Annotated in this window: 13 protein-coding genes; 3 read left to right on the top strand and 10 right to left on the bottom strand. The window is 72.1% G+C overall.

Annotated features, from left to right (window positions below):
* Nucleotides 1-61 precede the first annotated feature (61 nt).
* Together BJ969_RS14170 and exaC are read right to left on the bottom strand one after the other, a co-directional pair.
* Nucleotides 62-469 (bottom strand): DUF779 domain-containing protein, encoded by a 408-nt coding sequence (locus BJ969_RS14170; protein WP_184479394.1) that lies wholly within the window; start codon nucleotides 467-469, stop codon nucleotides 62-64.
* Nucleotides 469-1,992, bottom strand: coding sequence for an acetaldehyde dehydrogenase ExaC (gene exaC / locus BJ969_RS14175; RefSeq protein WP_184479395.1), 1,524 nt, complete (start codon nucleotides 1,990-1,992; stop codon nucleotides 469-471). Before exaC ends, BJ969_RS14170 begins: the two co-directional genes overlap by 1 nt.
* 450 nt (nucleotides 1,993-2,442) lie before the next feature.
* On the opposite strand from exaC, the gene BJ969_RS14180 reads away from it, so the two are divergent.
* Nucleotides 2,443-3,948, top strand: a complete 1,506-nt coding sequence (locus BJ969_RS14180; protein ID WP_184479396.1) for a GAF domain-containing protein — start codon at nucleotides 2,443-2,445, stop codon at nucleotides 3,946-3,948.
* A gap of 389 nt (nucleotides 3,949-4,337) precedes the next feature.
* On the opposite strand, the gene BJ969_RS14185 is transcribed toward BJ969_RS14180, so the two are convergent.
* The 8 genes from BJ969_RS14185 to BJ969_RS14220 all read right to left on the bottom strand — a co-directional run bounded on the left by BJ969_RS14185 (nucleotide 4,338) and on the right by BJ969_RS14220 (nucleotide 13,576).
* Entirely contained in the window at nucleotides 4,338-4,571 is a 234-nt protein-coding gene (locus tag BJ969_RS14185; RefSeq protein WP_184479397.1) for a phosphopantetheine-binding protein, read from the bottom strand.
* A gap of 98 nt (nucleotides 4,572-4,669) precedes the next feature.
* Entirely contained in the window at nucleotides 4,670-5,323 is a 654-nt protein-coding gene (locus BJ969_RS14190; RefSeq protein ID WP_184479398.1) for an isochorismatase family protein, read from the bottom strand.
* Nucleotides 5,324-5,395: 72 nt separating this feature from the next.
* Entirely contained in the window at nucleotides 5,396-7,024 is a 1,629-nt protein-coding gene (locus BJ969_RS14195) for a (2,3-dihydroxybenzoyl)adenylate synthase (RefSeq protein WP_184479399.1), read from the bottom strand.
* Between the two features lie 32 nt (nucleotides 7,025-7,056).
* A complete protein-coding gene (dhbC, locus tag BJ969_RS14200; protein WP_184479400.1) occupies nucleotides 7,057-8,313 on the bottom strand; it encodes an isochorismate synthase DhbC in 1,257 nt (418 codons plus the stop codon).
* Between the two features lie 33 nt (nucleotides 8,314-8,346).
* Nucleotides 8,347-9,129, bottom strand: coding sequence for a 2,3-dihydro-2,3-dihydroxybenzoate dehydrogenase (locus BJ969_RS14205; RefSeq protein ID WP_184479401.1), 783 nt, complete (start codon nucleotides 9,127-9,129; stop codon nucleotides 8,347-8,349).
* A 356-nt stretch (nucleotides 9,130-9,485) separates the two neighbouring features.
* Nucleotides 9,486-10,850, bottom strand: a complete 1,365-nt coding sequence (locus BJ969_RS14210) for a carboxyl transferase domain-containing protein (protein WP_184479402.1) — start codon at nucleotides 10,848-10,850, stop codon at nucleotides 9,486-9,488.
* Nucleotides 10,843-12,294: an acyl-CoA synthetase gene (locus tag BJ969_RS14215; RefSeq protein ID WP_184479403.1), complete on the bottom strand. Its 1,452-nt coding sequence runs from the start codon at nucleotides 12,292-12,294 to the stop codon at nucleotides 10,843-10,845. The genes BJ969_RS14210 and BJ969_RS14215 overlap by 8 nt, the downstream gene beginning before the upstream one ends.
* A 25-nt stretch (nucleotides 12,295-12,319) precedes the next feature.
* Complete coding sequence (locus BJ969_RS14220) at nucleotides 12,320-13,576, bottom strand: SLC13 family permease (protein WP_184479404.1); 1,257 nt, start codon at nucleotides 13,574-13,576, stop codon at nucleotides 12,320-12,322.
* 182 nt (nucleotides 13,577-13,758) lie between these two features.
* On the opposite strand from BJ969_RS14220, the gene BJ969_RS14225 reads away from it, so the two are divergent.
* Nucleotides 13,759-14,472 (top strand): FCD domain-containing protein, encoded by a 714-nt coding sequence (locus BJ969_RS14225; RefSeq protein WP_184479405.1) that lies wholly within the window; start codon nucleotides 13,759-13,761, stop codon nucleotides 14,470-14,472.
* 208 nt (nucleotides 14,473-14,680) lie between these two features.
* Entirely contained in the window at nucleotides 14,681-15,169 is a 489-nt protein-coding gene (locus tag BJ969_RS14230; RefSeq protein WP_184479406.1) for a VTT domain-containing protein, read from the top strand.
* Nucleotides 15,170-15,189 lie beyond the last annotated feature (20 nt).

Genomic DNA, 15,189 nt, shown 5'->3' on the forward strand with positions numbered 1-15,189 from the left:
GCGTGAACGGACCGTTCGCCCGATCCGGTTGGACGAACGGTCAGTTCACCCCGGCGCCGCGTCAGCTCTCGCCGAGCGCCGCCCACTCCTCGTCGGTGAGCAGCCGGGAGCGGATCAGGAAGCGCAGGCCTTCGGGCGCCTCCAACGAGAAACCGCTCCCCCGCCCCGGCACCACGTCGATGGTGAGGTGGGTGTGCTTCCAGTACTCGAACTGCGCGCCGGACATCCACATCGGCACCGGATCCGGCGCGCCCGTCTCGTCGTCCACGGCCAGATCGCCGAGGTGCACGTCCGAGACGCCGGTGCGGAATTCGCCCTGCGGGTAGCACATCGGGGCGCTCCCGTCGCAGCACCCGCCGGACTGGTGGAACATCACCGGGCCGTGTTGCGCGCGGAGGCGGCGGATCAGCTCCGCCGCCTCCGGCGTCACGGCCACCCGTGCGGGAGTGCCCGTGTCCGTGTCGCCCATCAGAACAGCCCCGGGCCGCTCTCGGCGTAGCTCACCAGCAGGTTCTTCGTCTGCTGGTAGTGGTCGAGCATCATCTTGTGGGTCTCGCGGCCGATGCCGGACTGCTTGTAGCCGCCGAAGGCCGCGTGCGCCGGGTAGGCGTGGTAGTTGTTCACCCACACCCGGCCGGACTGGATGTCGCGGCCCGCCCGGTAGGCGGTGTTGCCGTCGCGGGACCAGACCCCGGCGCCGAGGCCGTAGAGGGTGTCGTTGGCGGTCTTGAGCGCTTCGTCGTAGTCCGAGAACGACGCCACCGACAGCACCGGGCCGAAGATCTCCTCCTGGAAGATCCGCTGCTTGTTGTGCCCTTCGAAGATCGTGGGCTGCACGTAGTACCCGCCTGCGAGCTCGCCGCCGTGCTCGATGCGCTCCCCGCCGGTGAGCACCTTGGCGCCCTCCTGCTTGCCGATGTCGATGTAGGAGAGGATCTTCTCCAGCTGGTCGTTGCTGGCCTGGGCGCCGATCTGGGTCTCGGTGTCCAGCGGGTGGCCCTGCTTGATCGTCTCCGTGCGCGCCACCGCGTCGGCCAGGAAGTCCCGGTAGATGCCCTGCTGGACCAGTGCCCGCGACGGGCAGGTGCACACCTCGCCCTGGTTGAGGGCGAACATCGTGAACCCTTCGAGCGCTTTGTCGTAGAAGGCGTCGCGCTGCGCGGCGACGTCGTCGAAGAAGATGTTCGGGCTCTTGCCGCCGAGCTCCACGGTGACCGGGATGATGTTCTCGCTGGCGTACTGCAGGATCAGCCGGCCCGTCGTGGTCTCACCGGTGAAGGCGACCTTGCGGATACGGGAGTTCGAGGCCAGCGGCTTGCCCGCTTCCACGCCGAACCCGTTGACGACGTTGAGCACGCCCGGCGGCAGCAGGTCGCCGATCAGCTCCAGCAGCACGTGGATCGACGCGGGGGTCTGCTCGGCGGGCTTGAGCACGATCGCGTTGCCGCCCGCCAGCGCGGGCGCCAGCTTCCAGGTCGCCATCAGCAGCGGGAAGTTCCACGGGATGATCTGGGCGACGACGCCGAGCGGCTCGTGGAAGTGGTAGGCGACGGTGTCGGCGTCGATCTGCGACAGCGAGCCCTCCTGCGCCCGCAGTGCGCCCGCGAAGTAGCGGAAGTGGTCGATGGCCAGCGGGATGTCGGCGGCCAGCGTCTCCCGGACGGGCTTGCCGTTCTCCCAGCTCTCGGCGACCGCGAGCTTCTCCAGGTTCTGCTCCATGCGGTCGGCGATGGCCAGCAGCACCCCGGCGCGCTCGGCGGGCGCGGTGCGTCCCCAGGCGACCGCGGCGCCTTCGGCGGCGTCCACCGCCCGTTCGACGTCCTCGGCGGTCCCGCGGGCCATCTCGGTGAAGACCTTGCCGTTGATCGGCGTCGGGTTCTCGAAGTAGCCGCCCTTGGCGGGCGCGACGTACTCGCCGCCGATGAAGTGGTCGTAACGCGAGCGGAACTCGACCACCGAACCAGCGGTTCCCGGTGCTGCGTAGAGGGTCATCTGGTGCCTCCCGTACGACGTTGTGCGGTGTCGTCGGGAAGCTACGGACGGCGACGTTGCAGTGACGTTGCCGACGCCTCGCGGCGCAGCGGCGGCGGACGGCAACGGAGTGACCATGGTTGCCTGTTGCCTGCGTCACGGTCCAGGATGGTCCGATCGGGCGCGCTCGGCTGCACCGGCCGAGCGGCTTTCCGAGCGCGAGCGCCTCAGCACCGTTCGGTACCGTAGCGGATCCGGATCTTGAAGCGGACCGTTGCCGCTTCGCGGCGATGCCGGGGTTCGGCGCTCGGCTGGAGAGGAGAAGACGCTGGCTCACCGTGGCGTCCGGGCATCCGCGCACCTGGTCAGGACGGTTCGACCAGGTGCCGCGGCAGGTCTCCGGCGGACTCCGCGTCCGCACCGCACCGGCGGCGGGTGGCGCCGCCCAGTCCTCGCAGCGAGTACGGAGTCATGAAGCGCACCGACGACACCCCGGCCGACCCGGTGGAACGGGCCCGCCTGCTGCGGCGGGTGCACAGCGCCGTGCTCTCCGGCCAGCGCGCTCCGCAGGCGCCGCGCCCGGTGGTGTTCGAGTCGTGGCGCCGATCGCTGGCCGCCAGCGTCGACCCGGAGCGGTGGGAGCCGCCGGTGGTGTTCGGCTCCGACCGGCTCGCCGAAGTCCGCGCGGCGCACCCGTTGGCGGCCTGCGTACCGCTGCTGCGGCGCACCCTGCTCGACGCGGCCGACGGCACCACGCACATCATGATCGTCACCGACGCCGACGGGAACATCCTGTGGCGCGAAGGCCATCCGAACGTGTGCCGGGCGGCCGACCGGGTCCACCTGGCCGAAGGCACCACCTGGTCGGAGTCCTCGATCGGCACCAACGCCATGGGCACCACGCTGGCCACCGGCCGCGCGGTGCAGATCCACTCCGCCGAGCACTTGGTCCGCCGCTACCACTCGTGGACCTGCGCCGCGTCGCCGGTGCACGACCCGGAGACGGGGCGGATCCTCGGCGCGATCGACCTCAGCGGTCCGCTGCACACCATGCACCCCGCGCTGCCCGCGCTGGTCTCGGCCGCGGCGACGCTCGTCGAGAGCACCCTGCGGGACTGGATGGCGCGGCGCGACGACCGCCTGCGGGAGCGGCACCGCGACGTGCTGCGTTCGCTGCGCGGTGAGCCGGGGGCGTTGCTGAGCTCGTCGGGCCGGGTGATCGCCGCCGAGCCGGGCGACCTGGGGCTCCCGGAGCGGGTCGAGCTGGACCGGCCGGACGGCGCGCTGCTGCTCGGTGGCCGGGAGGCCCTGATCGAGCCGCTGGACGACGGCTACCTGCTGCGCGCGCCGCGGCAGGCCACCGCGGTCACCGCACCGGAGCCGCCGGCGCGGCGGGCTCCGACGTTGCGGCTGCGCTTCCTCACCTCGCGCCCGGTCGCCGAGCTCCGCGGCCGGGAGGTGTCGCTGAGCCCGCGCCGCGCCGAGCTGCTGGCCGTGCTGGCGTTGCGCCCGGACGGCGTGAACGCCGAGCAGCTGGCCCTCGCGTTGCACGGCGAGCAGGGCAATCCGGTGACGGTGCGCGCGGAGATCCACCGGCTGCGCACCCAGCTGGGCCACGACGTGGTGCACACGAAGCCGTACCGGCTCGCCGCGGACGTCGACGCCGACTTCCTGGACCTGCGCGCCGCGTTGCGGGCGGGACGGCTCGATGCGGCGCTGGAACTGCACCGCGGCGCGCTGCTGCCCTCCTCGGAGGCACCGGCGGTGCGCGACGAGCGGGAAGACCTCATCACCGGACTGCGCGGCGCGGTGCTGGCGGCACGCGACCCGGAGCTGCTGTGGCGGCTGGCCGACGGCCCGGCTGGCAGCGACGACATCGAGGTCCACGAGGTGCTGCTGACCCTGCTGGCCACCCACGACTGGCGCCGCCCCACGATCACGGCCCGCCTGAAACGGCTCCTGCACGACCCGAGCTGAGGCACCGGCCCACGTCCTCGACCACCGGTGGCGAAGCCGCCGAGCAGCGCCCGGCACGCGGTTTCTCGGCTGTCCTCGCGAGGACGGCATTTCTCGTCGTTCCCGCTCGGAAAATGAGCCCGCAGCCAGGAAACCGCTGACCACCTACCTTTGATCTTGCCGTTCCACGGTGGGCGGCGTTGGTGGTCGTTGTCCTGTCAGCGGCGAAGCCGCCGAGCGGTGACCAGCCCGAGCAAGCCGACCACCCGCGGGTTCTCAGCGGTTTCCTCGCGAGGACAGCTTTTTCCCTCGTGGCGGAGCCACTTGGAAAAAGATCCCGCAGCGAGGAAACCGTTGAGAACCCGCCACCCGACCCGCTGCTCAGGCCAAGACCGGCAAGGAGCCGAGGATCAAGCCTTCGGTTCGAGGACGGTCCACCATTCCGCCAAGGTGGGCCGTTCGGCGAGGTCGGCGAACGTGACCTCCACGCCCCGGGTGCGCCAGCGCTCCACCAGACTCATGATCCGCACCGAGTCGAGCCCCCAGTCCAGCAGGTTCTCCTCGTCGGTGAGTTCCTCCGGGTCCTCGTAGAGCAGTTCGGCCACGTCGGCCCGCACGCCCTCCAAGGTCAGCTTCGCGCTCATCTTCTCCTCCTGCACCCGATCTTCCCCGGCTTCGGCGAAGCCCGGTCCTGCCCGATCCACCGGCGGTCGTCAGCGGCGGGGCCGCCTCTCCGAGCCGATCACGCGACCGCGGACGGCTGCGACGCCAGGTCGGCGGCGAGCCGCTGCGTCGAATCGACCACGGCGCACCGCTTCGCCGCGTACTGCACCGCCATCCGGTGGTCGTCGGCGGAGAAGTCCGCGACGGCGTCGGCGGCCAGGAACGCCTGCACCTCCTGCTGGAACGCCTCCGCGGCGGTCATCAGGCATCCGATGTGCGCGTAGATCCCGGTGATGATCAGCTGGTCCCGGCCCCAGCCGCGCAGCATCTCGCGCAGCTCTGTGCGCTGGAACGCGCTGTAGCGCCACTTCGTCAGGTGCACGTCACCCGGTTCGGGCGCGAGCTCGTCGATGATCGCCTCCTGCGAGGCGTCGGACACGCCCGGCCCCCACCACTCCAGCTGCAGCCCGCGCTGCTGCGGCGTCTGGCCGCTGGGCTGCGCGCAGTAGACCACCGGCACGCCCGACGCGCGGGCCTGCCGCGCCAGCGCGCGGATGTTCGGCACGACCTCCGTCAGCGGTTCCGCGTCGGGCTCGAACACGCCCACGAAGTGGCGTTCCATGTCGTGCACCAGCAGCACGGCGCGGCTCGCGTCCGGCCGCCAGTCCACCCGGTTCGCGGGCAGCTCGTCCTGCCGCGGGACCCGGTACGGCGCGATCGTCGGCAACCCCACCTGCACGTCCTCCTGTCCTGCTCACTCGCCCGGCCGCCGTCCGGCCGGGCTTCACCGGGATCGACCGGCCGGTCAACGACGTTCGAGTTCCGGCACCAGTTCGCGCTGCACCGCCTCGCGCAGGTCGCGCTTGCTGACCTTGCCCACGCCGGTCTGCGGGAACCGGTCGACGAACTCGACCCGGTCGGGCACCTTGTAGCCGGCCAGCCCCCGCTCCCGGACGAACTTGATCAGCTCCCGGGGCTTCGGCGGCGTCCCGCGCGCCACCACGAAGGCGCAGGTGCGCTCGCCGAGGTAGTCGTCGGGCATGGACACCACCGCCGCGTCGTGCACGGCCGGGTGCGCGAGCAGGTGGTTCTCCACCTCTTCGGCGGCGACCTTCTCGCCGCCCCGGTTGATCTGGTCCTTCGCGCGCCCCTCCACCACGATGTTGCCCTCCGCGGTGAACCGGACGACGTCGCCGGTGCGGTAGAAGCCCTCCGGGGTGAACGCCTTCGCGTTGTGCTCCTCGGCCCGGTAGTAGCCGCGGATCGTGTAGGGACCGCGGGTCAGCAGGTGCCCGGTGCCGCCGGGGGCCACCGGTTCGTCCGCGTCGTCGACGACGAGCACTTCGTCGTCGGGCGAGATCGGGCGTCCCTGGGTGCTGACGATGACGTCCTCGGGATCGTCGAGCCTGGTGTAGTTGACGAGCCCTTCGGCCATCCCGAACACCTGCTGCAACGTGGCGCCCAGCACCGGGCGCACCCGCCGCGCCACCTCCTCGCTGCACTTGGCGCCGCCGACCTGCAGCACTTCCAGGCTGGAGAGGTCGTGCTCGGTGTTCGCCGCCGCGTCGAGCCACACCAGCGCCAGCGGCGGCACCGCGGCCAGCAGCGTGACGCGTTCCCGCTCGATCAGCGGGAAGACCTCGTCCGGGCTGGGCCTGCGGGCCAGCACGATCCGGCCGCCCGCCTGCAGCACGCCGAACGCGCCCGGCGAGCTCATCGGGAAGTTGTGCGCGGCGGGCAGCGCCACCAGGTAGACGGTCTCCGCGGTGACGCCGCAGATCTCGTTGCTGGCGCGGAACGAGTAGGCGTAGTCGTCGTGGGTGCGCGGGATGAGCTTCGGCACGCCCGTGCTGCCACCGGACAGCTGCAGGAACGCGATGTCACCCGGGCCCGGACCGTCCACATCGGACGAATCCGCGCCGATCCCGGACAGCGGGCGGAAACCGGACTCCCCCGGATCGCCCGCGATCAGCACGTGCCGCAGCCCCGGCACCTTCGCCGCGACCTCGGCGGCCAGTGCGCGGTGGTCGAACCCGGCCTCCACGTCGCAGGTGATGTAGGCCGCCGCCGCGCTGAACTCGCAGAAGTACGCGACCTCGGTGAGCCGGTGCGACGGCAGCGCGAACACCGGCACCGCCCCGATGCGGAACAGCGCGAAGCACACCTCGAAGAACTCGGCGATGTTCGGCAGCTGCACCACGACCCGGTCCTGCGCGCCGATGCCGAGCTCGCGCAGCCCGGCGGCCAGCCGGTCGGCGCGGGCGTCGAGCTCGGCGTAGGTGACCGAGCGCGCGGCGTCCACGATCGCGGTCCGCTCGCCGTGCTCGGCGGCGCGGGCGCGCAGCATCGCGCCGAAGGTCTCACCGCGCCAGTAACCGGCTTCGCGGTAGCGGGCGGCGGCCTCTTCCGGCCAGGTAGGACATCCGGGCAGCATCGTCGTTCCTGTTCGTTCGGGGCGGGCGGGCGTCACAGCGCGTCGGACCAGCCCATGGCCGACAGCGCGGTGCGGAACTTCGCGGAGGTCTCGGCCAGCTCGTCGGCCGGTTCGGAGCCCTCGACGATTCCGGCGCCCGCGTACAACCGCAGTGAGGTGTCCTCGATCTCGGCGCAGCGGATCGTGACCACCCATTCGCCGTCCCCGGAGGCGTCGCACCAGCCGACCATGCCGGTGTAGAAGCCCCGCTCGAACGGTTCGGCCTCGGCGATGGCGACCCGCGCGTCCTGCGGCGGCGTGCCGCACACCGCGGGCGTCGGGTGCATCGCCACGGCGAGCTGCAGCGACGAGGTATCGGGGTCCGCCAGCTCACCGGTGATGTCGGTGGACAGGTGCCACATCGCGGCGGTGTGCACCACCGAGGGGCGCTCCGGCACCACGAGGTCGCGGCACAGCGGGCGCAGCGCCGCCACGACGGCTTCGACGACGGCGGCGTGCTCGCGGAGGTCCTTGCCGGAGTGCAGCAGTTCGTCGGCGCGGCGGCGGTCCTCGACGGGGTCGTCGCTGCGCGGCCGGGACCCGGCCAGCGGGTTCGCCCGTACCCGCACGCCGTCCCGGGACACCAGCAGTTCCGGGCTCGCCCCGAGCAGCGTGCGACCGAGCGCGGGCCGCGGGCCGAAGGCGTCGCGCGAACCGTCCTCGCCGCGGCTCGGCAGGTCCACGGCGTACGTGTAGCCACCGGGGTCGGCGCCCGCGAGGTTGCGCAGCATCACGCCGGGGTCGATCGGCTCCGACGTCGTCAGCTCCAGGGAGCGCGCCAGCACGACCTTGCTCATCTCGCCGTCGCGCAGGCGCTTGAGCACCCGCTCCACCGCCCGCTCGTACTCGGCAGGCGCCGGGACCTGCTTGAGCCGGTAGTCCAGCCGGGGCGGGTCGGGCGGGGTCTCCGGGGCGGTCAGCGGCTCGGCTCGGCGCGTCTCGCTCGGCAGCACCAGGTGCGCGGGCAGGTTCTCGCCGAAGGGCACCGCACCGACGACCATCGGGTTCACCCGGCCGAACTCCTCGGCGTGGCGCAGGAACTCGGCGACCCGCTCCGGCAACCGCCGCCGTCCCCCCGAGCACGTCTTCGGCACCACGGCGTCGACGCCGCGCGCCAGCATCGAGCCGCGCGGCGAGGCGAAGAAGAACGACGAACCGGCTCGGTACCCGGCGAGCAGTTCGGCCGGGCTCAGCCGCTCGCCGAGATCGTCGGATCCTCCGCGCAGAGTGGTATCGCTGTCGGTGGTCATGTGTGCCTTCCGTGCGGGCGGGTGTCGGGCGGCTCAGGCGCGCAGGGTCGCGCCGCCGTCGACGTACAGGTCGTGCATCGTGATGTGCCCGGCCTGGTCGGAGAGCAGGAACACGACCGCCTCCGCGACGTCCTCGGCCGTGGCGAGCTTGCGCAGCGGGATGCCGGTCTTGTAGGTCTCCAACGAGCCGGCGATCACCGGTTCGGCGCCGCGTTCATCCCACAGCCGGTGCTGCATCGGCGTGTCGGTCGAACCGGGCGAGACCACGTTGCAGCGGATGCCGTGTTCGGCGAGCTCCAGGCCCAGCGATTTGGTGAACAGCGTCGAGGCCGCTTTCGAGGCGCCGTAGGCGGCCATCCCGTGCCGCGGCACTCCCGCCGCGTTGGAGCCGACCGTGACGATCGAGCCCCGCCGGCGCGGGATCATCCGCTTCGACACCGAGCGGCACAGGTGGAACACGCCGGTCGTGTTGACCGCGAACGTGCGGTGCCAGTCGTCCTCGGCGAGGTCCTGCACGGTGCCGGGGCGCAGGATGCCCGCCACGTTGACCAGCAGGTCCACCGGGCCCAGCTCCGACTCGACCCGTTCGACCACGGACTCGACCGCGGCGGCGTCGGCGACGTCGGCGGGGCACGCCAGGACGTGGCGCCCTTCGCCCGCGCCGGTCGCGACGACCTCGGCGAGCGCGTCGGCGTCCACGTCCACGGCGGCGACGGTCGCACCCAGCTCACCCAGCGCGTGCACCACCGCGGAGCCGATACCGTGGGCGGCACCGGTCACCACCGCGATCCGGCCGCTGATCCCCCTGCGGTCCATCTTGCCCTTCCCCTCGGCGACGCGAGCCGTACCTGAGATTGACTCGCGCCTGTATGGTTAGGCTAACCTGACCATCGAGTGATCCGGTAGGGGATGACCATCACATCTCGCGCCGGGCGACCCGCCAGGACCTGACGAGCCGGACCTCTCCGCGATCACACGATCCAGCGATGGCGCACAGGTGTTCGAACAGGCAGAGTCGAACGCATGGACCTCCGCTCAGCACATCCGTTCTCGCCCCCGCATCGCTCGACCGCGCGGCACACCAAAACGCCGCCCAGCCCGCACGACGTCGCCGCACGGCCCTGGCCGAGCACGGCGCTCCTGAGTTCGGTGCACATCGGGCTCGGCGCGCCTCAGCCCGGCGGGACCACGCCTTGCACGAAGCCGAGTTCGAGCAGGTCCCGCGGACGGAGCCTGAGCCGGTGGGCGAGCTCCGGGACCTGCTCCGGCGGCTGCTTGAGGATCGCCGCGCTCGACTCCGGCGCGATGACGGCGAAGTACGCGTCCGCCGTGATCCAGGTCGACTCCGGTGCCGCCAGGGCCAACGCGCCGCCGGAACCGCCCTCGCCGATGACCAGCGTCGTGATCGGCACGCGGGCTTCGGCCACGGCGGTGAACAGCTGCCCGATGGCGGCTCCGGCACCCGCGCGCTCGGCCTCGGCGTCGTTGGCCGCACCCGGTGTGTCGACCAAGGTGAGCACCGGCAGGCCCAGCTGATCGGCCAGCCGGACCAGCCGGGCCGCGGTGCGGAATCCGGCCGGGGTGTTCGCCGTTCCCGCCTGCGCGGCGTAGGCGACGGGGCGGCCGTCGTGCTCGCCGATCCCGCACAGCATTCCCGAGTCCGGGCCGCCGGCACGGTCCCCGCTGAGCTCGAACCGGGAGGTGAAGTAGCGATCCAGGTAGTCCGCCGCGTGCGGGCGGTCGGCGGCCCGCGCTCGCCGGACGGCGTCCCACCCGCTGTCCGCACCCGGTCGCACCTGATCCGGTTCGCGCAACGGTGCCGGGACCTCGGCCGGCTCGGGCGGACGCACCAGGCGTTGCGGGTGCAGCAGGCCGACCAGCTGGGCCAGCACGGCGGGGAGCTCCGCGTCCGGGACCAGGCGATCCACCTGGCCGTCGGCGAGCTTGCCCTCCGCGGTGAACGGCTCACCGGTCTCGCTGGCGCTGCGCACCCGGCTGCCACCGAAGGCCACCGCGGCCTCCGGTGCGGCGAGCACGACATCCGCGCCCGCCGCCAGCGACGCCCACATCCCGCCGGTCGTCGGGTTGCGCAGGACGGTGATGTGCGGAATCCGGGCCTGCCTGGTCAGCAGGCAAGCCCGCGCGATCGCCTGCAACTGGACCAGCGCGCGGATCCCCTCCTGCATCCGGCTGCCACCGGAGGCGACCAGGGACACCACCGGCAGCCTGCGTTCGCGCGCCTGCTCGAACGCGGCCACGACCCGCGCGCCCGCCTCCTCGCCCACCGAACCGCCGAGGAACCCGAACTCGAAAGCGATGAACACCGCCCGGTCCGCACCGATCCTGCCGTGCCCGCACAGCACCGACTCCTCGGCGCCGGTGCGCTCGGCGGCGCGGCGGCGCTGATCGTCGTAGCCGGGCCACGCCAACGGCCCGTCCGCGGCCGAGGTGCGCTCGGCGCCGCGCGGGGACTCGAACTCCTCGAAGTCCTCGCACACGGTGCCGATCAGCTCGCGCACGCCGGCCACCTCACCCATGCAGCGCCTTCTTCATGACCTTGCCCATCTCGTTGCGCGGCAAGGAATCCACGAACCGCACCTCACGCGGACGCTTGTGCGGGGTGAGCAGCCGAGCCACGTGCTCGACGAGTTCGCGCGCCGTCGCCTCCGAGTCGGCGGGGTCCGCCGCGGGCACCACCCACGCGAGGATGCGTTCGCCCAGATCCGGATCGGCCTGCCCGGTCACGGCGACCTCCGCGACCGAAGGGTGCTCCAGCAGGGCGTTCTCGATCTCGCCCGCGCCGATCTTGTACCCGCCGCTCTTGATGATGTCGGTGGCCTTGCGCCCCACGATGCGCAGATATCCGTCGGGAGCGCGGGTGGCGACGTCGCCGGTGCGGAACCACCCGTCCACGAACGCCTCGGCGGTGGCGTCGGGGCGGTTGAGGTAGCCGGTGAACAGATTCCGCCCGCGCACCAGGATCTCCCCGACCGTCTCGTCGTCGCTGATCTCGATGTCCCGGCCCGCGTCGTCGACGAGCTTGATCTCCACCCCGTCGAACGGCAGCCCCACGTAGCCGGGTCTGCGGTCACCCGAAGCACGCACGCCCGAATTCATGATCGTTTCGCTCATGCCGTAGCGCTCCACCACCCGCTGCCCGGTCAGCCGGGAGATCCGCTCGTGCTCCACGGCGGGCAACGCCGCCGACCCCGAGACCAGCAGCCGCGCGCGGCCCACCGCCTTCGCGAGCTCCGGATCGGATTCCGCGTCGTCGGCGAGCCGGTGGTACATGGTCGGCACCCCGAACAGCATCGTCGCCGACCCGGCCAGCTCCTCGGCCGCGGCCTGCGAGGAGAACTTGCCCAAGTGGCGCACGGTGCCGCCGAGCCGCACCGGCCCGAGCGTGCCGAGGATCAGCCCGTGCACGTGGAACAGCGGCAGCGCGTGCACCAGCACGTCCTGCTCGGTCCACTCCCAGGCGTCGGCCAGCGCGTCCAGGTTCGCCCGGATCGCGCGCCGCGGCAGCACCACGCCCTTCGGCGGCCCGGTCGTGCCCGAGGTGTAGACGATCAGCGCGGGCGCGTCCTCGCTCGGTTCGGGGGGCAGCTCACTGCCGGTGCGCGCGAGATCCACCTCTCGGACCGGAACCCGCCCCAGCGCCTCCGGCGGCTGGAACCCCGGCGCCGCCAGCAGCAGCTCCGGTTCGCTGTCGCCGATGATGTGGGCGAGTTCCCGCTCCCCCACCTTCGGGTTCACCGGCACCACGGCCGCACCGGCGGCGAGCGCGCCGAGCACCGCCACGCAGGTCTCCAGCTCCGAGGTCGCCCACACGGCGACGCGCCGGGCGGAACCGACCTGTTCGGCGATGCCCGCCGCGGCGGCGGCCAGCTCCGGATAGGTCAGCGCGCGGGCACCGAACCGGAGGGCTTCCTTGCCCTCGGGCCTGCGCAGCGTCGGGAACAACTCCATCGCGCGATCCATGCGTACCTCCGAGCTCGGTTCCATTTCACCCCAGTCCGGGGAGGACGAAAATGAGCCACGCCACAAGCGGGCCCACGGCCACGATCACCCCGCCGTAGATCATCAGGCGGCGGAAGAAGACGTCGCGGTCCACGCCCTTCGCGTTGGCCAGCACGATGGCGCCGTTGGTGGAGAACGGGCTGACGTCCACCAGCGTGGCGGACACCGCCAGCGCGGTCACCATGCCGATCGGACCGATCGTGCCGGTGGCCAGGAACGGCACCGCCAGCGGGATCAACGCCCCCATCAGCCCCACCGAGGAGGCGAACGCCGACACGACGCCGCCGATGTAGCACAGCAGCAGTGCGGCCAGCAGCGGCAGGCCGACCCCGGCGACGGCGTGCCCGACGTAGTCGATCGTGCCCATCTCCTGCAGCACGCTGACGTAGGTCAGCACACCGCAGATCAGCAGCACCGTCGGCCAGGTGACCTCGGCGGGCGCGTTCGCCGCGGTCTTCGGCGAGATCACGGTGAGCACCACCGCGACGCTCATCGCCACCAGCCCGGCGTCCAGTTCGAACACGAGGGTGCACACGACGAGCGCGGCCAGGCCGAGCAGCGTCAGCACCCGATCGCGGGTGAGCCGCAGGCACTCCGGCTCGTCGGCGGAGTCGTCCGGGGCGGCGGTGGTGTCGGCACGGGCGGTGCGCAGTCCGCCGAACACGACGAACACGACCGCCGCGATGGCCAGGTTCACCGCGAAGCTGCCCAGGAACAGCACCAGCGGGCTGGCCGCCAGCCCGTTGTCGGCGACGACCCCGTTCACGATCACGCCGTAGACGCTGATCGGCGAGAACCCGCCCGCTTGCGCGCCGTGCACGACCATCGCGCCCATCAGCAGCGGGTTGATCCCGTGCCGGGCGGCGAGGTTCAGCGCGATCGGCGCGATGATCGCGCAGGCGGCGGGGCTGACCGCGCCGATGGCGGTGAGCAGCGCCGCGATCCCGAACATCACCCACGGGATCACCGCGAGCCTGCCGCCCACGAGCCGGACCGCCCAGTGCACCAGCCAATCCGTCGTGCCGTTGGCGCGGGCGATGGCGAACAGGTACGTCACCCCGACCAGCACCACGAAGATATCGCCGGGGAATCCGGCGAAGATGTCGTCGTCGGAGAGGCCGCCGGCGAGCTTGCCGACCGCGAAGGCGGCGGCGAACGACAGCACCCCCATGTTCACCGACATCGTCGTGGCCAGCACGAAGCAGGCCACGAGCGCGAAGATGGAAATCAGCTCGGGCGACACCGTTGTCTCCTCACCGTCCATACGCCTCGGGTGAGACCGGACACAGTGGTTTACTGGCTGGACCACTTTGCGCTGCCACGCATGGAGCGTCAAGAGCCGAAGTGGTCCAGTGCTAGAACCACTGACCCGCCCCGCCGCTGCTAGTCTGGTTTTCCGCGATCTCCGGAGAAACGGGGGATGAGGTGTCCGACGCGCTGCGGCCGTTGACCCGACCGAGGCTCTACGAGCAGGTCGTGCTGCGGTTGCGCGAGCACGTCGCGGCATCCGGACTCGAAATCGGCGATCGGCTGCCGCCGGAGCGCGAGCTCGCGGAGCGGCTCGGCGTGAGCCGGGCATCGGTGCGCCAGGCGATCGTGGTGCTGGAGGTGCAGGGGCTGGTCGAGGTCCGCCACGGCGGCGGCACCTACTTGCTGCGAAGCACGCTGGACAGCGAGCCCGTCGACGAGCTGGTGGCACGCCGCAACCGGCTTCCCGACGTGCTCGACGCCCGCGAGGGCCTGGAGACCAAGCTCGCCGAGCTCGCCGCCGAACGCCGCACCGAGGCCGACGTCGCGGAGATCGACGCGGCGCTCGCCGACATGCGCGCCCAGGTCGAACGCGGCGAGCTGGGCGGCGACGGGGACCGCCGCTTCCACGCCGCGATCACCGCCGCCGCGCACAGCACGATGCTCGCCGAGTTCATGCGCACCATCGCCGACGAGATCGCCGAGAGCCGCCAGGAGTCGCTGCGCCAGCCGAACCGGCCGCCGAAGTCGCTGGCCCAGCACGAGCGCATCGCCGAGGCGATCCGCGCGGGCAATCCCCGCACCGCGAGCACCGCGATGCGCCGGCACCTGCGCACCGTCAGCCGGGTCCGCCTGCTGGCCTGGAACCCGGACGCCGACGAGCAGCCCTGAGCGGGGCGCACCCCGGCCGCACCCGGCCAGGGCGGTCGCGACCGGCGTCCACCGCGCGGAACAGGACGTACCGCACACCGCCCCACTCCCCCGATGACCTGCCCGGACACCCCGGTAAGGTCGCCCCGTTCCCCCGTTCGAGTTCCGTGGAGTACCGCCTGATGCCCGCTCGCCCCCGACCCGACGGCACGCGGCCGGGACTCGCACGATGATCGGATGGCTGCTGGCCACCGCGGGAACCGCCCTGCTGGGCAGCGTCTTCCCGCTCGCCAACATCGAGCTCTACCTGGTCGGCGTCCTCACCAGCGTCGACGGGCTGAGCTGGTGGGCACTGGCGCTGGCCGCCGCGATCGGCCAGATGACCGGCAAGACGCTGTTCTACTTGGCGGGGCGAGGCGGTTTCAGCCTCGGCACCCGGCTCGGCCGCATGACCGAAGCGCGCAAGGGCGGGCGCTGGGCGGCCTGGCTGGAGAAGTTCCACGACCGCACCCGGCAGCACCCGTGGTGGGGCCTCGGCGTCCTGTTCGTCAGCGCCGTCGCGAGCTTCCCCCCGTTCACCGTCCTGTGCTTCCTCTCCGGCGCGGCCGGCCTCCCGCTGCTCGGCTTCCTGGCGGTGAGCCTCGCCGGACGGGCGATCCACTTCCTGATCATCGCGGGCGCACCGGAACTGATCCACCAGCTGCCCTTCTTCGGCTGATCGCCCGTCTTTGAGCTTGT

The organism is Saccharopolyspora gloriosae, assembly GCF_014203325.1.
GTDB lineage: Bacteria > Actinomycetota > Actinomycetes > Mycobacteriales > Pseudonocardiaceae > Saccharopolyspora_C > Saccharopolyspora_C gloriosae.

Coding starts and splice junctions, on each gene's coding strand:
- BJ969_RS14170 (WP_184479394.1), bottom strand. CDS start 469: ATGGGCGACACGGACACGGGCACTCCCGCACGGGTGGCCGTGACGCCG.
- exaC (WP_184479395.1), bottom strand. CDS start 1,992: ATGACCCTCTACGCAGCACCGGGAACCGCTGGTTCGGTGGTCGAGTTC.
- BJ969_RS14180 (WP_184479396.1), top strand. CDS start 2,443: ATGAAGCGCACCGACGACACCCCGGCCGACCCGGTGGAACGGGCCCGC.
- BJ969_RS14185 (WP_184479397.1), bottom strand. CDS start 4,571: ATGAGCGCGAAGCTGACCTTGGAGGGCGTGCGGGCCGACGTGGCCGAA.
- BJ969_RS14195 (WP_184479399.1), bottom strand. CDS start 7,024: ATGCTGCCCGGATGTCCTACCTGGCCGGAAGAGGCCGCCGCCCGCTAC.
- dhbC (WP_184479400.1), bottom strand. CDS start 8,313: ATGACCACCGACAGCGATACCACTCTGCGCGGAGGATCCGACGATCTC.
- BJ969_RS14205 (WP_184479401.1), bottom strand. CDS start 9,129: ATGGACCGCAGGGGGATCAGCGGCCGGATCGCGGTGGTGACCGGTGCC.
- BJ969_RS14210 (WP_184479402.1), bottom strand. CDS start 10,850: ATGGGTGAGGTGGCCGGCGTGCGCGAGCTGATCGGCACCGTGTGCGAG.
- BJ969_RS14215 (WP_184479403.1), bottom strand. CDS start 12,294: ATGGATCGCGCGATGGAGTTGTTCCCGACGCTGCGCAGGCCCGAGGGC.
- BJ969_RS14230 (WP_184479406.1), top strand. CDS start 14,681: ATGATCGGATGGCTGCTGGCCACCGCGGGAACCGCCCTGCTGGGCAGC.